Consider the following 23,445-nt stretch of genomic DNA (forward strand, 5'->3'; position numbering starts at 1 on the left):
GTGACAGACTTATAAGGTGTCGGAGATTACTATCTGTACTGTATGTGGTTGATTGTCTGTAATACATTGTCTTCTTCTGTTTGATAAACTGTTTTTATCGGTTTTTCTGATTCAAATCGCGTTGCTAATGATCTAGTCTTGTCAAGCTCACTATTCATCACTGGTCCAGTGGGTGTGATCTTGATCGACATTTAAAATATCGCAAGGACGTCCATGAATATTAACAGTTCATTATCCACACAGGCTCTCGTTGCGGCTCTCCCAACCAAAGCGCCTGCCTCCGTAACTTCCGACACTGCTGCCGCTTCGACAGAAGTGGCAGATGGCGTGGGAAAGAAAGACACCGTCAGCCTTTCCTATTCGGCGATTGCGGCAGCTCAACAAGATGATGACGGTCAGGCAGCTAAGGTGCCTTCGAAGTCTTCAGGGGGCGTGCCTGAGCTACCGGATGAGGCTTATGCTGTTCCGAGCTGGATGGCAGGTTACTACCGGGATTTAACTTACAAATTGACCATGGGCATACCTGGCAATTATGTTCCACCTCAGAACCTCGCGTTTGCAGCTAGTTCACAAAATGATATGAAGGCCTACGCATCGCTTCTACAAACTCATATTCAGGCTGTCTATGAAAATAGCGGTCTAGGCAATGCTGCGGAACGCTATTACGCATTAAAAATTGATCCGAGCCTAAATGAGAAGCTGCACCAGGCCTTCACCGACAGCGTGAGCGCTGATCCGGAGATAATAAGTTTGATGAATAAAATGGGTGTAAACGTATCTTAGAGCATTCCCTGGTTTTCGACAGGACATAAAAAGGTGTATGAATAAAGTAATCAAGGTTGTACTGGCCACTTCTACAACCAGCGTTGCTGAAGTTTCCTCCTTTCAGTACTGATCGATCAAGGTGTGCAATTTGGCATGATGGAGGATGAGCGATTAAATTAAATCAAAGGAGGTGCGAAAATAATTGGTCAGCCGTTGCCAAGCGTTACGCTAGGCTTTAAATCGTATCAAGTAATCTGGAAGAAATTCGGTGCTTTGGACGATTATTGCTCTTGCCGGCTTGCAGAAAATAACTACAGTCCGTGGGATGTTGGGTCGGTTGTAAAGAATGGTATCGTATGCGGCTGTTCCTTTTTTACATAAAGAGGACGCACGATAGTTACCCGCTTCAAGTGAGCGTGCGGTTTTCAGTGTGCGCCTTATGTGTTGACCAATGATGTCGCGCTGGCAGATGCGCACCACCTGATCGGCCTAGCTGCGTAGTCCGAGCCGCCGTATCACAACTGTGAGAACGGTGACGTGAAGAAAGCGGTCTTGAAATCCTCTGCTATTCGGACCCTGCGATAATTGAAAGTAGCAGTGACAGACTTGTAAGGTGTCGGAGATTACTATCTGTACTGTATGTGGTTGATTGTCTGTAATACATTGTCTTCTTCTGTTTGATAAACTGTTTTTATCGGGTTTTCTGATTCAAATCGCGTTGCTAATGATCTAGTATTGTCGAGCTCACTATTCATCACTGGTCCAGTGGGTGTGATCTTGATCGACATTTAAAATATCGCGAGGACGTCCATGAATATTAATGGTTCATTATCCACCCAGGCTCTCGTTGCGGCGCTCCCAACCAAAGCGCCAGCCTCCGGAACTTCCGACACTGTTGCCGCTTCGACAGAAGTGGCAGATGGAGTGGGAAAGAAAGACACCGTCAGCCTTTCCTATTCGGCGATTGCGGCAGCTCAACAAGATGATGACGATCTGGCAGCGAAGGTGTCTTCGAAGTCTTCAGGGTTCGTGCCTGGACTGCCGGATGAGGCTTATGCTGTGCCTAACTGGATGGCCGGCTATTATAACGATATAACTTATATGTTAACCATGGGGTTGCCTTATAATTACGTACCACCTGAGAATGTCGCATATATGGAAGGGTCCCCGCAGGACCAGGCGGCGTATGCTGCGCTTCTTCAGTCTCATATTCGAGAGCTCTACGACAACAGTGGCTTGGGCAATACTGCGGAGTGCTATTACGCCTTGAAAAATGACCCGAGTCTGAATGAGAAGCTGCACCAAGCATTTACGGAAAGTGTTAGCTCTGATCCAGAGATGATGGAAGTTATGAGCCGGTTAGGCATAAGCCTGTCTTGAACAATATTACTCGATAAAAGTGCAAAGGCAAAGATGACGAAAATAATTACAACTTCGCTCGCCGCTTTCTTCTGTATTGCGTCTATATCGGCTCATGCTGAAAGCTCGATATTACTAGCACTAAAATCTCAAAGAGCTGATCTCTCGATGATGAGTGATCAAAAACTCGATGAAATCAGAGGCGCTGCGAAAATTCTCGGTCAACCGCTGCCCAGCGTCACCTTGGGATTAAAAACCTATCACGTTACCTGGAAGCAGTTCGGAGCTATGGATGATTATCGATCTTACATCAGGCATGGTTTTTCCTATAATCCGGGTGTGAGAAACACCGTGGTTGAGAATGAGGTAGTTCACGATGTTGCCGGTGACGTTTGGTTCGCAGATAGAATCAGTAATCCAAACACGTGGAACTCGGCTTATTCGGTTCGAATAGACTCGCATCTTCAGGCCCTAGACAAGACCACCGGCCAACCCATGAACTTCGGCTGGCGCACAACCAGCTGGAATCGGCCCATCTCAACCTTCAGATGGTAGTTCCCTAGCGCAGCCTCACAGCCGCGACTTATGTTCGCGGCCATTTTTTCCCATCAACAAAGGACGCACAATGATCGGCGGCTTCAAATCAGTGCGCGCAGTTTTTGGATGCACGCTGTACGCATTCATCAACGACGTCACGCTGGCTGACACGGTTCATCTTAAAAACGGAGATATATTCTCCGGCAAAATAATCTCGTTGCAGAACGGCCTCTGCATCTTCGACACGAAATACGGCGCCGCAGTCTGGGTATCGACGAGTGAAATGAAGTCGATGGCGGCTGACGCTTCCTACACTGTCCATTTCATCAATGGCGATACCGCCGCAGGTCGCCTGCAACTCGCCCCCGACGGCACCACGCGGCTGAACTCTCCCACGTTTGGCCTGGTATCCGTTGACGTGGACATCATTCAGGCACTGACCCGTGATTTCGCCGATGAAAAATCCGTCGGCAAGCAAGCCGATAAGGCCAACGTGGGTCCCGCCGCTCAACAATATGGCGAGGACATGTACGAGCAGGCGCCTTTGGACTTCCTGACAGGCTCTACTGTTCTTCTGGCTCCCGGACAGTTCGAACTTGATATGGGCGCTGCCTACACGCAAAACCGTAGCCAATATTCGCTGGGTGGCTATTTTCAGAAGTCCTCCTATGTGGCCAGACGTCTGGAGCTGCGGACTTCCCTTCGCGCCGGGTTAGACGAAGGTCTCGAGGGATATGTGACCGTTCCTGTTACCTACAGTACGGTTCAGGATGTTTCTACAAACGAATACGTGCGCGACACCGACGCGTGGGAGATGGGCGACCTCGGGTTTGGCGTTCAATACCAGTTGATTGAGGAAAGTCTTGCCAGGCCTGCAGTGTCGTTGACCTTCGACGTCACTGCGCCGACGGGACGAAAGCGCTACAACGATGCCCTCAATAACTGGAAGGATCCGCTGAATAACGGCTCCGGTCATTGGAGCGTCGCACCGGGGCTTGCCTTCGTGCGCAGCACCGACCCTGCGATCCTGTTCGGCGGCTTGAGTTACCGGCACTTTTTTCCAGAAACGATTGATGGCTACCGTTTAAAACCCGGCTGGATGATCAACAGTTATGCGGGGGCGGGGTTGGCCTTGAACGAGAAGCTCTCCGTGGGCTCGCGGCTTTCCTATGCGTACAGCTCGAAATTGACCGCTGACGGGGAAACGATTTATGGATCCGATGCTGATCCCCTGGACCTCTCTGTCAGCGCCTCTTATCGACTGTCTGGTGACTGGGTTGCTTCTCCCGAGTTGACGTTTGGCCTCAATGACGACGCAGGGCCTGCCACGCTGTCGCTGAACTTCAGAAGGCGCTTCAATTGACTGGGCGTGCGGTCCTGACCAGCCTGATGATTGTGTGGAGTACGCTTGTCAGCCAAGCGGCGCAGGCCGATGCGGGCCCACGACTGATGTCGATCAAGCAGATACCTCTGCAGGGTATTCAGCGTCAGACACTTGATTACTCGTGCGGTGCTGCTGCGCTTGCGATCCTGCTGCGGCAGTATTTTGAAGACCCTGTGCAAGAGCGACAGGTGCTCGCGGATATGGTTTTCAGGCTGCCACCTGAAGAAGCTGCTGATCGTGTCTATACGGGGTTTTCCATGCTGGACCTCAAACGTGCTGCGCACCATCTGGGCTATGGCGCACAGGGCGTGATGTTACCTGCGGACGCGGTCAATGCGCTCAAGGGGCCGGTGATCATTCTTCTACGAAACGCGGAGCTGAATCATTTCGTGATCTTGAAAGGCGTTAGCCAAGGGCGGGCTTTTCTCGCCGACCCAAGCCGTGGACATCTCAGGATGCCGCTTTTCGAGCTGTTAGAGCAGTGGAACGGAGAAACCCTGATTGTCGAGCGCGCTGGCTTCGGGCTACCCGACGCCCACGGGCTGAACCTCCCAGAGAGCCACAATGTAGCGCCTGAAAGGGAGACGGCAAGATCGCTGCAGCAAACGTGGATCAACCGATGACTTATGCCCGTCGTGATGCGGCTCAAGCCCCCGCACACCAGAAAGCCCGGCGTGTGCCGGGCTTTGATGTATCACGCCACAGGGTCTGGCGTCGTGCCATTCTCGGCTTTTAGAACTTGTAACCAACACCGAGCATGTACACCCACGGGTCGATGTCCACATCCACCTTGGTTTTGCCGACGCTCAGTGCCGATGGGCCGTCTACGCTGGCTTTGGTGTCGATGTCGACATACCAGACCGAGGCGTTAAGCATGATGCGGTCGGTGAGCATGTAGTCCATACCGATCTGACCGGCCAGGCCGACCGAATCCTTGAGCTTGAGGTTGCTGAAGCCCTGTTCCTTGCGCTCGCCGCTCAGATCGGTGTCGAAGAACTTGGTGTAGTTCAGGCCGATACCGGCGTAAGGCTGGAATTTCGACGAAGCGTCCATCGGGTAGTACTGCAGCGACAGTGTCGGAGGCAGTTGCTTGACGTCTGCCAGCTTGCCGTCCAGCCCCGGGCCCAGCCCTTTCACGCCAATGGTGTGGCTGAAAGGTGTGGCGGCCAGCAGTTCAAGACCTACATGGTCGGTCAGCATGTAAGCGAAAGTCAGGCCCAGCTGTGTCGAGTTGTCAGCTGTGGCTTTTGTGCCGGAAACCTTGGTGCCGTCGAGCTTGATATTGCCGCTGTCTTCGTTAGGATTCACCCGCGCCGCGCCTGCGCGCACGATGATGTCGCCAGCCTCGTGGGCCTGCGCAGCCATCGGTGTGCAGAGGGCAAGCGCAACGAGAGATGCGCCGAGCAGGGACTTGTTCATGGGAGCTCCGTAAAGGCATTAAAAAATGGATGCCTTATGTTACGAAGCGTCTAAACCCGGGTTTTTGACTTGGCTCAATGGATGGGCGATTAACCTGAATCCGGTGAAACTTTTGAGAGGGCGCGAACGCTGTGGGGCTCGGCGATCATTACTGATCCGCCAGCTCATAAACCAAAATCTTGTCCGCTTCCATCTGATAACCCGCATCGGCCAGTTCACTGGTGCTGGATTTGACCTGCATCGGCCCTTCGATCCAGTACGGCTGATAAAGCTCGTCGACCTTGACCCCAAGTTCACTGGTGACGTGGACGATCTGGTTTGGCGGCGGTGGAGGAACGTGAATACAGGCGCCAAAGTACGGCACCAGCAGAAATTCGATCACGCGGCCCTCTTCGCTGACCTCCAGGGGCACGATGTATCCGGGCAGGCGCACCCTTTGGCCGTTGAGGGATTTCACCACCGGCGCATCTGGGGCCAACTGATGAGCCGCGGGCGCGGCTTCCATCGACAATGCATCGGCCATTTTCGACAAGTCGTGGATAGGCGCCGTGATCAGCTTTACTGGCGGCGCGTCGGGCGGGATCATTTCCTGCCACGTCAGCACCCGTAAGTCCTGTCCCCAGGCGCTGGACGCAAGCAGCAAGGACAGCATTACCCACAACCTGCGCATCACAACGTCCTCATAAGCGAATCGACAGGCCATCGGCCAGCGACTGGCGATAGGCGCGCCACGCAGGCACGATGCCCATCAGCAGCGCTGCGCAGAGAATGCCGCCGAGCAGCGTCCATTCGTAAGCGCTGGGCAGTGACAGTGGCAAGTACAGACCGTAATTGGCCTGTACGTAACCCTGCGCGGCGGCGATGCCGATGTACAGCAGCGCCAGACCGCTGACCGCACCCGCAAGCGCCAGGGCAAATGCTTCAAGAATCAGCAGGCTCGCAACATGCCACGGCCGTGCGCCGACCGAGCGCAGAATGGCCATCTCTCGGCGCCGTTCGTTGAGGCTGGTGAGAATCGCGGTGAGCATGCCGATCAGTCCGGTCAATACCACGAATAGCGAAATCACGAACAGCGCCTTTTCTGCCGTGCCCATCAGGCTCCACAGCTCCTGCAACGCCACTCCCGGAAGGATTGCCAGCATCGGCTCGCCGCGGAATTCGTTGATCTCGCGCTGCAGGGCGAACGTGGAAATCTTGCTGTTGAGCCCGAGCATGAAGGCCGTGATGGCGGTGGGTGTCAGGTCCATGTTGCGCGCCTGATCAGCGCTGATACGTCCGTCGCCCCGGGCCGGCATGCCGTTGTGCCAGTCGATGTGAATCGCCTCCATGCCGCCGAGGCTGATGTGCAGCGTGCGGTCGACCGGAGTGCCCGTGCGCTTGAGAATGCCGACCACGGTGAATGGCTTGTCGTCGTGCTTGACCAGGCTTACCACCGCTACGCCATGGGCCAGCACCAGCTTGTCGCCGAGCTTGTAATGCAGTGCATCGGCCACTTCGGCACCCAGCACCACCTCGAACGGATCGGTCGCGAACGCTCGCCCATCGGCCAGCTCCAAATGCTGCTGGCGACCGTACTGATAGTGCTCGAAATACGCTTCGTTCGTGCCCATTACCCGATAGCCGCGATGGCTGTCGCCAAGGGAAATCGGAATCGCCCACTTCACCTGCTGGCTGCTGGCGAAATGCTCGAAACTGTCCCAGCGGATGTTGTTGGTGGCGTTGCCGATACGAAACACCGAATACAGCAGCAGATTGACCGAGCCGGAGCGGGCGCCGACGATCAGGTCTGTTCCGCTGATGGTGCTGGCAAAACTGGCGCGGGCCTCGGTACGTACCCGCTCCACCGCCAGCAGCAGGCAGACCGACAAAGCGATGGCGAAGGCCGTGAGAAAGGCGGTAAAGCGGCGGTTGGCGAGACTGGCCAGTGCCAGGCGAAGAAGATACATCTCAAACCTCGGTGGCGATGGCGGCGCGATTGAGTTCGGCCAGTGACAGGCTGCGGTCGAACAACGGCGCCAGGCTTTGATCATGGCTGACGAACAACAGGCTGGAGCCGGCCTCGCGGCATTCGGCAAACAACAGCTTAATGAAGGCTTCCCGGGCGTCGGCATCCAGCGCCGAAGTCGGTTCATCGGCGATCACCAGCTCGGGTTGACCGATCAGCGCGCGAGCGGCGGCGACGCGCTGTTGCTGGCCGATGGAAAGTGCATCGGCGCGGCGGTCGAGCAATTGCGCATCTTTTAAACCCAAGTGCGCGAGCAAGGTGGCAGCGGCCTTGTTAACGCTGCCGTGGCGCTGCGTCGCCCGTTGAGCACGCAGTTTCGAAAAGTGGCAGGGCAGTTCTACGTTTTCCCGCACGCAGAGGAACGGCAGCAGATTGAATTGCTGAAAGATGTAGCCGGTGTGATCGACGCGAAAGCGGTCACGCGCACCGGCCGAGAGCTGTGCCAGCTCCTGACCGAGCAGACGGATGCTGCCACGATCAGGCTTTTGCACACCGCCAAGCAAGCCCAGAAGCGTGGTTTTGCCGCTGCCACTCGGGCCCTTGAGGAACAGGGTTTCGCCGGGTTCAAGGCGAAATGTCGGAACGTCCAATAGCGGTGCGTGGCCCGGCCAGGTGAAGCCGAGGTCGGACAGCTCGATGAGTGCTTGAGTCATGGCCTGAGTCATTTCTGGAAAGTGAACGACCGGAAAAGTCCGGTCGTGCGAGCAGAGGTGGCGCTTAGAACTTGACTACAGGGTTGCTCGGCCGTACCTCGGCGCCCAGCTGGCGTTTCTGTGTCACCAGCTGTACCTGAATGGTCTGGAAAGCAGGGAAGCTTTTGAACAGCTGGGTCAGGTCAAGTTTGTTCAGTACGGCCGGCACAGCGCAGGTCAACTGATAATGACCTTTGATATCGCTGTGTTCATGCTCGTCGGCGTCGCCATTGTCATGACCATGATCATCGGCTTTGTCGCCGAACAGCGGGCCTTCCAGCGTCTGCTTGATCACCGTGCACTCGGCAGCTTCAGGAATGCTGAACAGGCCATGAGGTTTGAGCAGGGTTTCGCGCGCTAGCGCCAGCGTCGCCTTGTCTGCATCAGAGGTAGCGGGGTGTTCGAAGCCGACGACGTTCATGGCCGGGGTGTCCAGTTCCAGCGCCAGCGTGCGGCCTTCCAGTGCCATGTCCAGACGCGCTGCGCCATGCACATGCGCGCCCAGGCTGCCGTGCTCATGATCGTGGTCATGCGCATCTGCGGCGCAGGCGATGGCAAAAGGAAGCAGCGCGAGAGGCAGGGCGAGTAGCAAACAGCGCATGAGGAAGGGCTCCAGAAAAGGGTCTAAAAATTGTTATGTGATCTTATAACAATACGTTGCGCAACTTCTTAACTTTTTTGTTTGCAGGCGGCGTGCTGTGGGACCATGCCACATCGCCAATCAGAGGAAACACATCATGCTGCGAATCCGTGGAACCGTCGGCGACCTGCCGGTGGATCTGACTGTGGAGATGGACGACGGCGATTGGGCGAAGCTGGGCGCGCAGTTCGGGACCCCATTGCAAGACAGCAATCCGCAAAGTACCGCGCCGGTCAAACCGTTGGCCACCCGTAACGATGCCGTCTGGGACATCGCTCAGGAGCTGCTGCGCAAGGCCGGGCATATGAGCGGCCCTGAGCTGCTCGGACAGCTGGAAGGGCTGGCGGGGAGCACAGCGGCAGGCAAGCGTCTGATGGTGCGCATGCGCCACAGCGCCAACGTCAGGGTCGAAAGCCAGGGCGATGCGCCTGAGTATCACTGGGTGGAATGATTGTTTCAGGACAGGAGCACGACCTCCTGTGAGAGCGAGCTCATTCGCGATGCATTCCAGACGACGCACGTGTATCGGTTGCGATTTTTCGCGAGTGAACTCGCTCCCGCAGAGGGAGGAGGGGCAGTCTCCTGAATCGCGACGTCAGTACAACGCAGCGAACAGCTTGCGGCGATAGGTCGTCACCAGTGGGTGATCGTTGCCCAGCAGGTCGAACACCTGCAGCAGCGTTTTGTGCGGCTGTCCTTCGTTGTAGCCGCGGTTGCGGATGAACAGTCTGAGCAGGCCTTCCAGCGCAGCGTCGTATTGCTGGCGCGACAGTTGCTGAATCGCCAGTTGATGCGCCGCTTCGTCGTCCTGCGGGTTTTGCGCCAGACGGGCTTTGAGGTCGGCGACATCCGGCAGCGCAGCCGCTTCGCCAAGGAAGGTCAACTGAGCTTTGACGCCCGCCAGCGCTGCCTTGTGATCATCGCCTTTGACTGCATCCAGCACGCTGCGGGCTTCCGTCAATTCGCCACGCTCTGCCAGGCAACGCGCATAAAGAATCAGTGCCGCTTCGTTGGTGTTGTCCTCGCTCAGAATGGTCTGCAGAACAGCTTGCGCTTCGGCGAAGTGGCTCTCGGCGAACATGGCCTGGGCCAGTTCCAATGGGTCGGCAGCGGCAGGCGGCGGCAGCTGCACATGAGGTTCGAGCAGTTTGCGTATTTCCGACTCCGGTTGCGCCCCGGCAAAACCATCGACGGGCTGACCGTCCTTGAACAGCACTACGGTTGGCAGGCTGCGGATGCCGAAGCGCCCGACGATATCCTGCTCGGCATCGCAATCGACCTTGGCCAACAGCAACTCACCCTGATAACTCTCGGCTATCTGTTGTAGCAGCGGCATCAGCACCTTGCACGGCGCGCACCACTCAGCCCAGAAATCCACCAGCACGGGTTTGTGAAACGAATTCTCGATGACCAACTGATCGAACGTGGCGGTGGTCGCATCGAAGATGTACGGCGTGTCCTGGCTCATCGCAACTCTCGGAAAAAGACTCAATGGCGGCAACTATAAAGGGCTGGGGGGATTGTCGGAAGCGGGGCGAAAGATCTGCCAGCGAATGGATGATGCACATGGTTGTTTTCGATTCTGGCCGCAGGCCGCGGGAACAAGCCGAACTCCCACGGCCTGCGGCCAGAAGCACAGCACTGTCGTGTTCATCGCATTGCGTGATACAGACTCACCTGCCGAAACTCCCATGGCTCTGCCAGGTCCGGCAAGGTCAGGGCTTCCAGAACCCCCAACCGCTCATAAGCCGGGTGCTGGAAGTCCCTGACCCGCGAATCGGCCACCAACACTTCCTTGCCGCGACTTAGAAACTGGTCAAGCAGTGGCAGATTGGCGCGGTCATACAACACATCGGCTACCAGAATAAGATCGAAACGATCCGCTTCGGCGAAGAAATCCATGGAATAGCCAAGCCTCACTCCATTGAGTTGCGCATTGGCCTTGCAGGACTGGATTGCGACCGGATCGAGATCGCATGCAACAACCTCCAACGCTCCGGCTTTCATCGCTGCAATGCCCGCCACGCCCGAACCTGCGCCAAAGTCCAGTACACGCTTGCCCGCGACCCACTGCGGCAGTTCGACGAGAAAGCGCGCCAGGGCCAGGCCGCTGGCCCAGCAGAAACTCCAATACGGTGGCTCCTCCAGAATGCGGCGGGTTTCTTGCGGGCTGAATGCGCGGTCCATGTTCACGGCGTCGAGCAGCCACAGCTTGAGGTCGGTCCCTGGCAGCGGCTCGGCCACCAGTCGGGCGTCCCCTAACAGTTCGTTTAACGACGCCTGCAGATGAGGCGGGGGTGTCATGGCGCTTTGAAGAACTGCAACTGGCCTAGCGATTGGGTATCGGGTCTGGCGATCAATACCGAGGGCAGATGCAGCGTCAACACGCCGGACTGGCTGGCGCGCCCACGCAGTTCGACCCGGGCTCCCGCCGGGAAAGCTTCGGGATTGAAGCGCAGCTGGAACGGCAGCGATTGGTTGTTGCCCGTGAGTTTGGTGCTGCTCAGCAGCTTCTGCGGACGATTGCGATCATCGATGACCAAGAGCGCCAGTTCGACTTCCGCACCGGCCGGCACGCCCAGTAACTGGCCGCTCAATTGGCGTTGATAGGGCAGCAACGGGCCTGCGCTTTCAGGCAGTTTGATCGCGTTGGGTGCAGGTTTGGCAGGGGCGGCGGTTTTGGGCGGCTCTGTGGAGCTACAGGCGGCGAGCAAACCGAGCAGGCTGATTACAGCAAGCGAACGTAGCGACATGTACAGCTCCAGCAAAACAGAAATACGGGTGGGGTGACGCAGTATCGCCGAGGGTGAGGAATTTGGCTGCACTGAATGCGCGTGTATATACCTCAAAGTCCCGGACTTGTCTTGCGGGCGGGATGCGCTACCATGGCCCTCCCTTTTTTTGTTGCCTGCCACCATGCACTGTCCCTTTTGCGGTGCCAACGACACCAAAGTCATTGACTCGCGCCTTGTTGCCGAAGGCGATCAAGTTCGCCGCCGTCGTGAATGCGTTGCCTGCGGCGAGCGTTTCACCACCTTTGAAACCGCCGAACTGGTCCTGCCCCGGTTGATCAAGCAAGACGGCAGCCGTCAGCCCTTCGACGAAGAAAAGCTGCGCGCCGGTATGCAGCGCGCACTGGAGAAGCGTCCGGTCAGCGTCGAGCGCCTCGAAGCGGCGCTGGCTCATATTAAGAGCAAGCTGCGAGCGACCGGTGAACGTGAGGTCAAGTCGTTGATCGTCGGTGAACTGGTGATGACTGAACTGCAAAAGCTCGACGAAGTGGCTTATATCCGCTTTGCTTCGGTGTACCGGCGGTTCCAGGACCTTAACGAATTCCGCGAAGAAATCGACCGACTGGCCCGCGAGCCGGTTAAAGAGTGAGCATGTCCTCCACAGAGCAGAGCGTACTCGACGCTTTTTATATGGCGCGAGCGCTTGAGCTGGCGCGCAAGGGCGTCTACTCGACGCATCCCAATCCTCGGGTTGGCTGCGTGATCGTGCGCGATGGCCAGATCGTCGGCGAAGGTTGGCACGTGCGCGCAGGCGAGCCTCACGCCGAAGTCCACGCCCTGCGTCAGGCGGGGGAACAGGCCAAAGGCGCCACCGCTTACGTCACCCTGGAACCCTGCAGCCATCATGGGCGGACCCCGCCGTGTGCCGACGCGCTGGTCAATGCTGGTGTCGCTCGCGTGGTTGCGGCCATGCAGGATCCCAATCCCGACGTCGCCGGACGTGGCCTGCTGCGGCTGATGAACGCGGGCATCGCCGTGCAGAGCGGCGTGCTGGAAAACGAGGCGCGGGCGATCAACAAGGGTTTTCTCAAACGCATGGAACATGGCCTGCCATACGTGCGGGTCAAGCTGGCGATGAGTCTCGACGGCCGTACGGCGATGGCCAGTGGAGAAAGCAAATGGATTACCGGCCCTGAGGCGCGATCAGCGGTACAGCGGCTGCGAGCGCAATCGAGTGCGGTGCTGACCGGGGCTGACACCCTATTGGCTGACGACGCCCGACTCACCGTGCGCCCCGACGAACTGGGTCTGGACGCTGAACTGACTGCGCTGGCCGTGACCCGTGCGCCGTTGCGCGTGTTGATCGATGGTCGCCTGCGTGTCCCGCTGGATGCGCCGTTCTTCAAGGCCGGCAATGTGCTGGTCGTGACCTGCGCCGCCGCGTCGGCACGCGAGCGTTATCAAGAGCAGGGGCATGAACTCCTGGCGCTGCCCAGCAGTGGCGGCCATGTCGACCTGCGCAAGCTGATGCTCGAGTTGGCAGCGCGAGGTGTAAACGAGCTGCTGGTCGAAGCCGGGCCGAAGCTCGCCGGTGCCTTCACGCAACTGGGCCTGGTCGATGAGTTCCAGCTCTTCGTGGCGGGCAAGTTCATGGGCTCATCCGCGCGTCCGTTGCTAGAGCTGCCGCTGGCGCAAATGAGCGAGGCATTGGAGCTGAAAATCATTGAAATGCGTGCCGTGGGCAATGACTGGCGAGTCATTGCGGTACCTGCCCTCGACCCAGGCGTATAATTGCGGCTTTCGCTTTAAGCGCTGGCCTTGTTCTCCCGGAGGACCCATGTTTACCGGCATTATCGAATCCATTGGCAGCATCCGCGCCCTGACGCCTAAAGGCGGCGATGTTCGCGTTTACGTAGAGACTGGCAAACTCGACCTTTCCGACGTCAAGCTCGGCGATAGCATCGCGGTCAACGGCGTGTGTCTGACCGCCGTCGAGCTGCCAGGCGACGGTTTCTGGGCCGACGTCAGTCGCGAAACCCTTGACGTCACCGCGTTCGTCGACTTGAAGACCGGCAGCCGGGTGAACCTGGAAAAGGCCCTGACCCCAACCACCCGCCTGGGCGGCCATCTGGTCAGCGGTCACGTCGATGGCGTTGGCGAAGTGCTGTCCCGCGAGGAAAACGCCCGTGCGATCCAGTTCCGTATGCGTGCGCCCCGTGAGCTGGCCAAGTACATCTCGCACAAGGGCTCGATCACGGTCGACGGCACCAGCCTGACCGTGAATGCCGTCAACGGCGCCGAGTTCGAACTGACCATCGTGCCGCACACGCTGGCCGAGACCATCATGGGTGACTACCGTCCTGGCCGTAAGATCAACCTGGAAGTGGATCTGCTGGCGCGTTACCTGGAGCGTCTGCTGCTCGGTGACAAGGCCGCCGACCCGACTCCGGCCCAGGGCGGCAACATCACCGAAAGCTTTCTGGCCGCCAACGGCTACCTCAAATCCTGAATCGAAGGGGGTGCCGAGTGGCGCTCAATAGCATCGAAGAACTGGTTGAAGACATTCGCCAAGGCAAGATGGTCATCCTCATGGATGACGAAGATCGCGAGAACGAAGGCGATCTGATCATGGCCTCCGAGTGTGTCAAAGCCGAGCACATCAACTTCATGGCGCGTTATGCCCGTGGCCTGATCTGCATGCCGATGACCCGCGAGCGTTGCGAAGCCCTGAAACTGCCGCTGATGGCGCCGCGCAATGGTTCGGGTTTCGGCACCAAGTTCACTGTCTCCATCGAAGCCGCTACCGGGGTGACCACCGGCATCTCCGCTGCCGATCGCGCACGGACCGTACAGGCCGCCGCCGCCAAGGATGCCAGGGCCGATGACATCGTCAGCCCAGGGCACATCTTCCCGCTGATGGCGCAGGCGGGTGGCACGCTATCGCGCGCAGGCCATACCGAAGCGGCGTGCGATCTGGCGCGCATGGCAGATTTCGAGCCCACGGGGGTGATCTGCGAAGTAATGAACGACGACGGCACCATGTCCCGTCGCACGGAACTCGAAGCGTTTGCCGCTGAGCACAACATCAAGATCGGCACCATTGCCGACCTGATCCACTACCGGATGATCCACGAACGTACCGTTCAGCGGATTGCCGAGCAGCCGCTGGATACCGAGCAAGGCCAGTTCAATCTGGTGACCTTCCGCGATTCGGTCGAGGGTGACGTCCACCTGGCGCTGACCCTGGGCAAGATCTGCGCAGAAGAGCCAACCCTGGTTCGCGTCCATAACATGGACCCGTTGCGCGACCTGCTGCTGGTCAAGCAGCCCGGCCGCTGGAGCTTGCGCGCTGCCATGACTGCGGTGGCAGAGGCGGGCAGCGGTGTGGTTCTGCTCCTGGGTCATCCCCTCGATGGCGACGCCGTACTGGCCCATGTGCGGGAAACCGCGGGTGCTGCGCCGGTCAAGACGCCGACCACTTACAGCACCGTCGGTGCCGGTTCGCAGATCCTTCGCGACCTGGGCGTACGCAAAATGCGCCTGATGAGTTCGCCAATGAAGTTCAATGCGATATCCGGTTTCGATCTGGAAGTTGTAGAATACGTGCCCTCCGAATAAGACCGGCAGTTGATCAACCGTGCAAGCGTGGATGCTTTCACGGTTTTTGTCCCTGCGGTCGCTGATTCGTGGCCTAAAATCCCTGCAAGCGCGCGCCTGATGCGCGCTTGCTTGCTCTTTAATACGAGAACATGAGACTCAGCCCAATGACCCTGAAGACCATCGAAGGTACCTTCATCGCCCCCCAAGGTCGCTATGCCCTGGTGGTTGGCCGCTTCAACAGCTTCGTCGTGGAAAGCCTGGTGAGCGGTGCCGTTGATGCCCTGGTTCGCCACGGCGTGAGCGAAAGCGACATCACCATCATCCGCGCACCGGGCGCGTTCGAAATCCCGCTGGTCGTACAGAAGGTCGCTCAACGCAGCGAGTTCGCCGCGATCATAGCCTTGGGCGCAGTCATTCGTGGCGGCACTCCGCACTTCGAATACGTCGCCGGCGAGTGCACCAAGGGCCTGTCTCAGGTCTCCATGGAGTTCGGTGTTCCAGTCGCCTTTGGTGTGCTGACGGTTGACTCCATCGAACAAGCCATCGAACGTTCCGGCACCAAGGCCGGTAACAAAGGCGCGGAAGCTGCCCTGTCCGCCATCGAGATGGTCAGCCTGTTGGCACAGTTGGAGGCCAAGTGATTAACGACGAAAGCGATCAGTTCAACCCGCGCGACCCCCGCCCGGCGGACGCTGGCAAGCCATCGAAAAGTGAAAAGCGCCGCGCTGCCCGCACGCTTGCCATGCAGGCGCTTTACCAATGGCACATGGCCAAGCAGTCGTTGAACGAGATCGAAGCGCAGTTTCGCGTCGACAACGACTTCAGTGATGTCGATGCCGCTTACTTCCATGAAATCCTGCACGGGGTCCCGGCCAAAAAGGTTGAGATCGACACGGCGCTGACGCCTTGCCTGGACATCGCCATCGACGACCTGGACCCGGTTGAACTGGCCGTTTTGCGCCTGTCGGCCTGGGAGCTGCTCGATCGCATCGACGTGCCGTACCGCGTGGTCATCAACGAAGGGATCGAACTGGCGAAAGTCTACGGTTCCACCGACGGTCACAAGTTCGTCAACGGGGTGCTCGACAAGCTGGCTCCGCGTCTGCGCGAAGTCGAAGTCAAGGCTCACAAGCGCTAAGGCGTCTGGGCCTCCAGATTCTCTAGCGTTTACGCCATGGGCGAGTTCGAGCTGATCCGCAATTACTTTGCCGCTGCGCCATGTGCGCAGCCTGGCGAAGGTGTCGCGCTGGGGATTGGCGACGACTGCGCCCTGTTATCAGTGAGCCCCGGCGAACAGCTGGCGATCTCCACTGACACGCTGGTCGCCGGGGTGCATTTTCCCGACGTCAGCGATCCTTTCCTGCTGGGTCAGCGTGCCCTTGGCGTCTCCGCCAGCGATCTGGCCGCCATGGGCGCCAGCCCCCTCGCCTTTACCCTTGCCCTGACCTTGCCGGAAGTGTCCGCCGACTGGCTGCAGGCGTTCGCCCGCGGTTTGAACCAGATGGCCCAAGCCTGCTCCATGCGCCTGATTGGCGGCGACACTACGCGCGGCCCCTTGAGCCTCACCTTGACCGTATTCGGCTCGGTGCCTGCGGGGCAGGCGCTGACCCGCAGTGGCGCACAACCGGGGGATTTGCTGTGCGTGGGCGGACCGCTGGGCGACGGCGCCGCAGCGTTGCCGTTGGTGTTGAACCAGCGCAGCACCGAGACGTCTACCACTCAGGCCTTGCTCTCGCGTTACTGGTCACCGCAGCCGCAGTTTGACTTGGGACTGGCATTGCGTGGCAAGGCGACATCGGCGCTGGATATCTCCGACGGATTGCTCGCAGATTGCGGACATATCGCATTGGCGTCCGGCGTACGCTTGCTCGTGGAGCGTGAAAAAGTGCCGATGTCTGACGCGTTGCTGGCATTTTTCAACGCAGATGAGGCGCTCAATGCCGCAGTTAGCGGCGGCGACGACTACAGGCTGGCGTTCACGCTACCGTCATCATTGCTGGCTGACCTGACTGCCACTGGATGGCCGATTTTCGTGATCGGTCGGGTGGTCGAGGGGCAGGGCGTGGGGCTGATCGACAATCAAGGGCAGGACGTCACTCCGTTGACTCGGGGTTATCAACATTTTCGGGAGACACGGTGACAGATCATCCTAATCAGGTCCCGGCGGAGAACGTTCCGCCCTCAGTGTGGACCAACCCCTGGCATTTCCTGGCCTTCGGTTTTGGCTCCGGTACATTGCCCAAGGCCCCGGGAACCTGGGGGTCCATGGTCGCTGTGCCGTTCATTCCGTTATGGCAGATGCTGCCGGACTGGGGCTATTGGCTGATGCTGGGCATCACCATGCTGTTCGGCTTCTGGCTGTGCGGCAAGGTGGCTGACGACCTGCGCGTGCACGACCATGAAGGCATCGTCTGGGATGAGATGGTCGGTATGTGGATTACGTTGTGGCTGGTGCCTGAAGGTTGGGTCTGGCTACTGGTGGGTTTTCTGATGTTCCGCTTCTTCGACATCCTCAAGCCGTGGCCCATCCACTGGATCGACAAACACGTTCATGGCGGTGTCGGCATCATGCTCGACGACGTCCTGGCCGGTGTCTTTGCGTGGCTGGCGATGCAGGGGCTGGTCTGGCTATGGGCCGTTATATAGGCAGCCACGCATAGGCGGTGCGGGGGGCAATGATCAAACTTCCTGATCTGAACGGCCGACAATTCAGCCTAAGCGTGCGCCGGAGCCTGCTGTTACAATGCCCGCTTGCGAGTTTCCAGCCCCCATACTGATCAGGAGCACACGGTGCCCGTCGTATTTGTCGCGGCTTCCAAGCTGCCTACCCCTTTTGCCACGTTCACCATGAGTGGCTTCCTCGAGCAGGAAACCGGTCGTGAACACGTGGTCCTCAGTCTTGGCGACGTCTCGGACGGCGCCCCGGTTCTCGGTCGTGTGCATTCGGAATGCCTGACCGGCGATGCGCTGTTCAGCCAGCGCTGCGATTGTGGTTCTCAACTCGAAGCGGCCATGCGTGCCATTGCGTCCGAAGGCCGGGGCGTCCTGTTGTACCTGCGCCAGGAAGGGCGTGGCATTGGCTTGATGAACAAAATTCGTGCCTATGAATTGCAGGACGGCGGTGCCGACACCGTCGAGGCCAACGAGCGTCTGGGTTTTGCCGCTGACCAGCGCGATTACGCCATCTGCCTGCCGATGCTGGAGCACTTGGGCGTGAAGTCGCTGCGTCTGATGACCAATAACCCGCGTAAGGTTAAGGCCTTGACCGACATGGGCATCGCTGTTGCCGAACGCGTGCCGCTGCATACCGGCCAGAACCCTCACAACAAACTGTACCTGGCTACCAAGGCCGGCAAGCTCGGCCACATGATGGGCAACGAACACCAGAGTGAGGTCGACCCGGCGTGACACGCGAGAACGCGAGACGACGTCTGGCGCTGCCGAACGTCGCTCGTTCGTCTTTCTCCTCCTTCGGCAGTTGACGTGGTGCGGCGCCTGATCGCCGTGCTGCTGGCATTAGCGGCCTGCCATATCAATGCAGCCGAGCGCGTCGTTAGCTTGGCACCGTCGCTGACCGAGGTCGTCATTGAACTCGGCGCTGCCAGTCTGCTGGTCGGCGTGCTGGATGGCGGAGATCGTCCGGTGTCTGTCTCAAGCCTGCCCTCGGTGGGTCGCTACGGGCAGCTGGAAATGGAGCGGTTGCTCAGTCTGCGCCCTGATCTTTTGTTGCTATGGCCAGGCAGTGTGAGTGCCGCTCAGCGCGATCAGTTGCAGCGTTTGAACATCCCCACCTACACCGCCGAACCCCACACACTGGAACAGTTGGCCGATCAGATCGAACAGATAGGCGAGCGACTTGGGCGTGCCGAACGCGGACGGCAGGTGGCAGGGACGTTTCGTCAGAGGCTATCCGAACTGAGACAACGCTACCATCGGGATAAGCCTGTGAGCGTGTTCTATCAGGTATGGGATCAGCCGCTGTACACCGTCGGCGGCGCGCAGATCATCAGCGATGCGCTGGGCGTCTGCGGTGCACGAAACGTATTTGCCGAGGTAAACCAGCCTGCCCCCCAAGTCAGCCTTGAGGCTGTTTTGCAGCGAAATCCCGAGGCCGTGGTCGCAGGGTCGACTTCTCAGCTGAATATCTGGAAGTCCTGGCCGTCGCTCAGCGCCCGATTGCTGGTGGTGCCGGACAAAGGCATCGAGCGGCCGAGTGGGCAGATGCTGGAGGCGGTGGCGAAGTTATGTGCAGTGATATCGCCAGATCGCTGAATGGCTCACGTGGCAGCGATCCATCGCGAAAGCCCGGCAAAGCCGAACCTACCTTTCACCCGATACACTGCATCGCGAATGAATTGGCCCCCATTGATGGCCGTGCATCCTCTGAGCGGCCTACAGGTCAGGCGTCCAGGTCATGCCGAACATCCAGGTCCGGCCTTCTTCGCGATACCCATAACTATTGCCATCGAAGCTGTACAGCGTACGGCTGTAGCGCTTGTCCAGGGCGTTATCCAGCTTGAACTCCAGCCTCACTTCATCGTTGGCCTTCCAACTGCTGCGCAAACCAAACAGCGCATAGCCGCCGATGTTCTGGGTGTTGGCCTCATCGTTATAGCTATTGCTCACCGCCTGCCAGCTGGCGCCAACGCCAAGGCGATCAAACTGACGATCGACGTCCAGATTCAAGGTCCGACGTGCGCGCCGGTTTAGCGTGTGACCGGTGTCGCGGTCACGAGGATTGATGATCGAGGCACCTAGTTTGCCGGTCCAGCCGAACAACTGTTGCTCAAGCGATGCCTCTAACCCGTTGATCCGCGCCGAGCCTATGTTTTCCGGGCGGAAGTTACCGTCCAGGGCGATAGCGTCTTGCAGATCGGTACGGTATAGCGATGCCTCGAGTTTGCTGGTCTCGCTCAAGTGACTGCGCCATTGCAGTTCGTAGCTTTTAGAGTGCTCAGGCTTGAGGGTCGGGTTGCTGAAGCCCGGGTAATACAGGTCATTGAATGTGGGCGCGCGGAAGCCTTCGCTGTAGGAAAGCAGCACTGCATTGGTCTCGTTGATTGGCGCAGTCAGTGTGCCGCTCCAGGTGTTCTGGTTGCCGAACTGCTGGTTCTGGTCATGACGAAGGCCCAGTTCAGTGGAAAACCCGTCGCCCTTGAAACGATGCTGAAGGAACGCCGCGCGATTCCAACGGCTGTCTTCGTAAAAGGACGTGCTGCTGTTGACCCGATCCTGATACCCGTCGCCGCCGAGCATCAGGCTGTTGCGCTCATCCAGCGTAAGGTCGTTCTGCCAGTTGACCGAGTCGCGATAGGTGTTGAACACGGAGCGGTCATCGCTGAGCGTGTCGAAGGTCTTCTCACGATTTTCGCTGTGGCCCATTTCCAGACGGGTTTTCCAGCGCTCGTTGATCCGGGCATCGATGTAAGTGCCCACGCTGCTGAGTTCGAAATCGCTGTATGGCCGCTGCCCGACACTGTCGAAGGACGCCGGGTCGAACAGGCCGAATGGGTTGTCGAACTCGGTCGTGCCTGTGTTATCCAGCGCGTTGAAGCCGATTTCCACGTCATCGTTCAGCCAATGACTCAGGTTCAGGCTGTAGGACTTGTTGCGGTAGGCATCGTGATCGCCATCGCTGGCGAACGAGGGGCCAGTGCGGTCGATGCCTGCAGTTTCGTCAAGGCTGGTGCTGAGGTTGAAATGAGTTCTTTGATCGCCACCCGACAGCCCAAGGCTGTATTGCCCGATATTGCGATTGCCGAATCCGCTGTGCAGCCGCGCTTGCAGGCCTTGATCGGCGCCACGGCGGGTGAAAATCTGGATTACCCCGCCGATGGCATCAGCCCCGTAAATAACCGAGCGCGAGCCTCGCAACACTTCGACCCGCTCTATCTGCTCGATATTGAGGTATTGCAAGGCGCTGTCGGCGGACGTGGCATTGGCGATGCGCTGGCCGTCGACCAGCACCAGGCTCTGGGCAGATTTGGTCCCTCGTATGTAAATCCCCGGCAGGCTGCCACGTCCGCCGCTTGGCGCCACCTGCACGCCGGGCACGCGATTGAGCAAGTCGGTGACGCTGGTCGGTTGCAGACGCTCTATATCAGCGCGGGTGAAGACGGTGTTGGCTGCCGTGCTGACGTCACGCTGTTCAACCTGGCGGTTGGCGCTGATGACGACATTGGGTAGCTTCAAGGCGTCCTCGCGATCAGGTAGATCGGCGAAGGCTTGGGCGGCGGGGAGCAGGGAAATGGCGAAAGCGATGCGGGGCAGCGTCATATATTCATGTCGTTGATGATCATTCCGGCGCTCCGCGTGGTAACGCAGTTAGGCACGCTCCGCGGCAATGGCGCGGAGCGACTCGGCTGCATTCCCACGCAGAGCGTCGGAACGATCACTGTCAGTAGCGTCAGATTTTCGCCAGACGCGCACGGATCGACGCTTCGATCCCATCCGCATCAAGCCCGCACTGCGCAAGCATTTGCGCCGGTTTGGCGTGTTCGACGTAGAGATCCGGCAATCCCAAGTGCAGCACTGACTTGAGAATGTTTTCCCGCGCCAGAAACTCACTGACCGCTGCACCGGCACCGCCCATGATGGCGTTTTCCTCGATCGTTACCAGCAGATCGTGGCTGGCGGCGACTTCACGTACCAAGGCCTCGTCCAGCGGCTTGACGAAACGCATGTCGACCACTGTAGCGTTGATCTTCTCAGCGACTTTCAAGGCGTCAGCCAGTTGTACGCCAAACACCAGCATCGCCACGTTAGTGCCTTGGCGACGGACGATGCCTTTGCCGATTTCCAGCGGTTCCAGGTCGTTGTCGATCACGGCATTCGGTCCAGTGCCGCGCGGATAGCGCACGGCCGCCGGGCCATTGAAGTGATGGCCGGTGCTCAGCATTTTGCGCAGTTCGTTTTCGTCGCTCGGGGTCATCACCAGCATATTGGGGATGCAGCGCAAGAAGGACAGATCGAAGCTGCCGGCGTGTGTCGGCCCGTCTTCGCCGACCAGACCTGCGCGGTCGATGGCGAAAAGCACGTCCAGATTCTGCACCGCAACGTCGTGAATCAGCTGATCGTAACCGCGCTGCAGGAAGGTCGAATAGATCGCTACAACAGGCTTGGCGCCTTCGCAGGCCATGCCTGCAGCCAGGGTCACCGCATGCTGCTCGGCAATCGCTACGTCAAAGTAACGCTCAGGGAAGCGTTCGCTGAATGCTACCAGGTCCGAGCCTTCTTTCATCGCCGGGGTGATACCGACCAGACGCTCATCAGCCTCGGCCATGTCGCACAGCCATTGGCCGAACACACCGGAGTATTTCGGGCCGCTGGCCTTTTTCGGCGCAGCAGGCGCGTCCAGTGGGTCGAGCTTGGTGATCGCGTGATAGCCGATCGGATCGACCTCGGCCGGGGCGAAACCTTTCCCCTTTTTGGTGACGACATGCAAGAACTGCGGGCCTTTGAGGTCGCGCATGTTACGCAGCGTGGCGACCAGCGTTGGCAGGTCGTGGCCATCGATAGGACCGATATAGTTCCAGCCCAGCTCTTCGAACAACGTGCCCGGCACCAACATGCCTTTGGCATATTCCTCGGTGCGGCGGGCGATTTCCCAAGCCCCGGGCAGACGCGACAGCACTTTCTTGCTGCCTTCGCGCATGCTGGTATAAGTGCGGCTGGAGAGAATCTTCGCCAGATAGTTCGACAGGCCGCCGACGTTGCGCGAGATCGACATGTCGTTGTCGTTGAGGATCACCAGCATGTCGGCGTTGACTTCAGGGGCGTGGTTCAACGCCTCGAAAGCCATGCCCGCAGTCAACGCACCGTCGCCGATGACGGCGATGGATTTACGCTGGCTGCCTTGCAGGCGGGCGGCAATGGCCATGCCCAGCGCAGCACTGATAGAGGTGCTGGAGTGACCGACGCCGAAGGTGTCGTACTCACTCTCGCTGCGCCGCGGGAAGGCCGCCACTCCGCCTTTCTGGCGCAGCGTCGACATCTGTTCACGGCGACCGGTGAGGATCTTGTGCGGGTACGCCTGATGACCGACGTCCCAGACCAGCCGGTCGTCGGGAGTATCGAAGACGTAGTGCAGGGCCACGGTCAGCTCGATCACGCCAAGCCCGGCACCGAAGTGTCCTCCGGTCTGGCCAACGGTGTAGAGCAGCTCCAGGCGCAGTTCGTCAGCCAGAGCTTCGAGCTCGGCGTCACCTAACCGACGCAGGCCGTCCGGCGTCACTGCCTTGTCAAGCAGTGGCGTGGACGGGCGCTCGCGGGGAATCTCTTTGAACGTCGTGGGCATCAGGCGAATCGTTATA

General features: G+C 58.8%; 26 protein-coding genes. 16 read left to right on the forward strand and 10 right to left on the reverse strand.

The window, feature by feature from the left end; translation table 11 throughout:
- Positions 1 to 213 precede the first annotated feature (213 nt).
- The 5 genes from EC915_RS17950 (at position 214) to EC915_RS17970 (ending at position 4,668) form a co-directional block, all read left to right on the forward strand.
- A complete protein-coding gene (locus EC915_RS17950) occupies positions 214 to 783 on the forward strand; it encodes a hypothetical protein (RefSeq protein WP_133751871.1) in 570 nt (189 codons plus the stop codon).
- A gap of 792 nt (positions 784 to 1,575) precedes the next feature.
- Entirely contained in the window at positions 1,576 to 2,145 is a 570-nt protein-coding gene (locus EC915_RS17955; RefSeq protein ID WP_133751872.1) for a hypothetical protein, read from the forward strand.
- Positions 2,146 to 2,292: 147 nt separating this feature from the next.
- Positions 2,293 to 2,679: a hypothetical protein gene (locus tag EC915_RS17960; protein ID WP_133751873.1), complete on the forward strand. Its 387-nt coding sequence runs from the start codon at positions 2,293 to 2,295 to the stop codon at positions 2,677 to 2,679.
- A gap of 70 nt (positions 2,680 to 2,749) precedes the next feature.
- The gene (locus EC915_RS17965) at positions 2,750 to 4,024 is read left to right on the forward strand and encodes a transporter (protein WP_133751874.1); all 1,275 of its coding nucleotides are present in this window, start codon (positions 2,750 to 2,752) and stop codon (positions 4,022 to 4,024) included.
- Entirely contained in the window at positions 4,021 to 4,668 is a 648-nt protein-coding gene (locus EC915_RS17970; RefSeq protein WP_256658773.1) for a C39 family peptidase, read from the forward strand. Before EC915_RS17965 ends, EC915_RS17970 begins: the two co-directional genes overlap by 4 nt.
- A 109-nt stretch (positions 4,669 to 4,777) precedes the next feature.
- On the opposite strand, the gene EC915_RS17975 is transcribed toward EC915_RS17970, so the two are convergent.
- The 5 genes from EC915_RS17975 to EC915_RS17995 all read right to left on the reverse strand — a co-directional run bounded on the left by EC915_RS17975 (position 4,778) and on the right by EC915_RS17995 (position 8,762).
- Positions 4,778 to 5,464, reverse strand: coding sequence for an OmpW family protein (locus EC915_RS17975; protein WP_133751875.1), 687 nt, complete (start codon positions 5,462 to 5,464; stop codon positions 4,778 to 4,780).
- A gap of 148 nt (positions 5,465 to 5,612) precedes the next feature.
- Positions 5,613 to 6,116: a DUF3299 domain-containing protein gene (locus EC915_RS17980; protein ID WP_372237924.1), complete on the reverse strand. Its 504-nt coding sequence runs from the start codon at positions 6,114 to 6,116 to the stop codon at positions 5,613 to 5,615.
- Positions 6,117 to 6,144: 28 nt separating this feature from the next.
- The gene (locus tag EC915_RS17985) at positions 6,145 to 7,410 is read right to left on the reverse strand and encodes an ABC transporter permease (protein WP_133751877.1); all 1,266 of its coding nucleotides are present in this window, start codon (positions 7,408 to 7,410) and stop codon (positions 6,145 to 6,147) included.
- Position 7,411: 1 nt separating this feature from the next.
- Positions 7,412 to 8,122 (reverse strand): ABC transporter ATP-binding protein, encoded by a 711-nt coding sequence (locus EC915_RS17990; RefSeq protein WP_133751878.1) that lies wholly within the window; start codon positions 8,120 to 8,122, stop codon positions 7,412 to 7,414.
- 64 nt (positions 8,123 to 8,186) lie between these two features.
- On the reverse strand, positions 8,187 to 8,762 hold the full coding sequence (locus EC915_RS17995) for a DUF2796 domain-containing protein (RefSeq protein ID WP_133751879.1): 576 nt from the start codon (positions 8,760 to 8,762) through the stop codon (positions 8,187 to 8,189).
- 136 nt (positions 8,763 to 8,898) lie between these two features.
- On the opposite strand from EC915_RS17995, the gene EC915_RS18000 reads away from it, so the two are divergent.
- A complete protein-coding gene (locus tag EC915_RS18000; RefSeq protein WP_133751880.1) occupies positions 8,899 to 9,252 on the forward strand; it encodes a hypothetical protein in 354 nt (117 codons plus the stop codon).
- A 144-nt stretch (positions 9,253 to 9,396) separates the two neighbouring features.
- On the opposite strand, the gene trxA is transcribed toward EC915_RS18000, so the two are convergent.
- The 3 genes from trxA to EC915_RS18015 all read right to left on the reverse strand — a co-directional run bounded on the left by trxA (position 9,397) and on the right by EC915_RS18015 (position 11,554).
- Entirely contained in the window at positions 9,397 to 10,269 is an 873-nt protein-coding gene (gene trxA / locus EC915_RS18005) for a thioredoxin (protein WP_133751881.1), read from the reverse strand.
- A 182-nt stretch (positions 10,270 to 10,451) separates the two neighbouring features.
- Positions 10,452 to 11,105, reverse strand: coding sequence for a methyltransferase (locus tag EC915_RS18010; protein ID WP_133751882.1), 654 nt, complete (start codon positions 11,103 to 11,105; stop codon positions 10,452 to 10,454).
- Positions 11,102 to 11,554, reverse strand: coding sequence for a YbaY family lipoprotein (locus EC915_RS18015; protein ID WP_133751883.1), 453 nt, complete (start codon positions 11,552 to 11,554; stop codon positions 11,102 to 11,104). Before EC915_RS18015 ends, EC915_RS18010 begins: the two co-directional genes overlap by 4 nt.
- A gap of 163 nt (positions 11,555 to 11,717) precedes the next feature.
- On the opposite strand from EC915_RS18015, the gene nrdR reads away from it, so the two are divergent.
- The 10 genes from nrdR to EC915_RS18065 all read left to right on the forward strand — a co-directional run bounded on the left by nrdR (position 11,718) and on the right by EC915_RS18065 (position 19,405).
- A complete protein-coding gene (gene nrdR, locus EC915_RS18020) occupies positions 11,718 to 12,182 on the forward strand; it encodes a transcriptional regulator NrdR (RefSeq protein WP_166651022.1) in 465 nt (154 codons plus the stop codon).
- Between the two features lie 2 nt (positions 12,183 to 12,184).
- On the forward strand, positions 12,185 to 13,324 hold the full coding sequence (ribD, locus tag EC915_RS18025; protein ID WP_166651023.1) for a bifunctional diaminohydroxyphosphoribosylaminopyrimidine deaminase/5-amino-6-(5-phosphoribosylamino)uracil reductase RibD: 1,140 nt from the start codon (positions 12,185 to 12,187) through the stop codon (positions 13,322 to 13,324).
- A 46-nt stretch (positions 13,325 to 13,370) separates the two neighbouring features.
- Positions 13,371 to 14,042: a riboflavin synthase gene (locus tag EC915_RS18030; protein WP_133751886.1), complete on the forward strand. Its 672-nt coding sequence runs from the start codon at positions 13,371 to 13,373 to the stop codon at positions 14,040 to 14,042.
- Positions 14,043 to 14,059: 17 nt separating this feature from the next.
- Positions 14,060 to 15,151, forward strand: a complete 1,092-nt coding sequence (gene ribBA / locus EC915_RS18035; RefSeq protein WP_133751887.1) for a bifunctional 3,4-dihydroxy-2-butanone-4-phosphate synthase/GTP cyclohydrolase II — start codon at positions 14,060 to 14,062, stop codon at positions 15,149 to 15,151.
- Between the two features lie 146 nt (positions 15,152 to 15,297).
- Positions 15,298 to 15,774 (forward strand): 6,7-dimethyl-8-ribityllumazine synthase, encoded by a 477-nt coding sequence (gene ribE / locus EC915_RS18040; RefSeq protein ID WP_037017809.1) that lies wholly within the window; start codon positions 15,298 to 15,300, stop codon positions 15,772 to 15,774.
- On the forward strand, positions 15,771 to 16,271 hold the full coding sequence (gene nusB / locus EC915_RS18045) for a transcription antitermination factor NusB (RefSeq protein WP_133751888.1): 501 nt from the start codon (positions 15,771 to 15,773) through the stop codon (positions 16,269 to 16,271). The genes ribE and nusB overlap by 4 nt, the downstream gene beginning before the upstream one ends.
- A gap of 36 nt (positions 16,272 to 16,307) precedes the next feature.
- Positions 16,308 to 17,273 (forward strand): thiamine-phosphate kinase, encoded by a 966-nt coding sequence (gene thiL, locus EC915_RS18050; RefSeq protein WP_133751889.1) that lies wholly within the window; start codon positions 16,308 to 16,310, stop codon positions 17,271 to 17,273.
- Complete coding sequence (locus EC915_RS18055) at positions 17,270 to 17,779, forward strand: phosphatidylglycerophosphatase A (RefSeq protein WP_133751890.1); 510 nt, start codon at positions 17,270 to 17,272, stop codon at positions 17,777 to 17,779. Before thiL ends, EC915_RS18055 begins: the two co-directional genes overlap by 4 nt.
- 144 nt (positions 17,780 to 17,923) lie before the next feature.
- Positions 17,924 to 18,541 (forward strand): GTP cyclohydrolase II, encoded by a 618-nt coding sequence (gene ribA / locus EC915_RS18060; protein WP_133751891.1) that lies wholly within the window; start codon positions 17,924 to 17,926, stop codon positions 18,539 to 18,541.
- A gap of 78 nt (positions 18,542 to 18,619) precedes the next feature.
- Positions 18,620 to 19,405 (forward strand): cobalamin-binding protein, encoded by a 786-nt coding sequence (locus EC915_RS18065; RefSeq protein ID WP_133751892.1) that lies wholly within the window; start codon positions 18,620 to 18,622, stop codon positions 19,403 to 19,405.
- A 120-nt stretch (positions 19,406 to 19,525) separates the two neighbouring features.
- On the opposite strand, the gene EC915_RS18070 is transcribed toward EC915_RS18065, so the two are convergent.
- Both EC915_RS18070 and dxs read right to left on the reverse strand, forming a co-directional pair.
- Positions 19,526 to 21,409 carry a TonB-dependent receptor domain-containing protein gene (locus EC915_RS18070; RefSeq protein ID WP_133751893.1) on the reverse strand — a complete coding sequence of 628 codons (1,884 nt, stop codon included), beginning with the start codon at positions 21,407 to 21,409 and terminating at the stop codon, positions 19,526 to 19,528.
- 130 nt (positions 21,410 to 21,539) lie between these two features.
- Entirely contained in the window at positions 21,540 to 23,429 is a 1,890-nt protein-coding gene (gene dxs, locus EC915_RS18075; protein ID WP_133751894.1) for a 1-deoxy-D-xylulose-5-phosphate synthase, read from the reverse strand.
- Positions 23,430 to 23,445: the final 16 nt, after the last annotated feature.

It is taken from the genome of Pseudomonas sp. LP_7_YM (assembly GCF_004364435.1).
In the GTDB taxonomy this organism is placed as follows: Bacteria; Pseudomonadota; Gammaproteobacteria; order Pseudomonadales; family Pseudomonadaceae; genus Aquipseudomonas.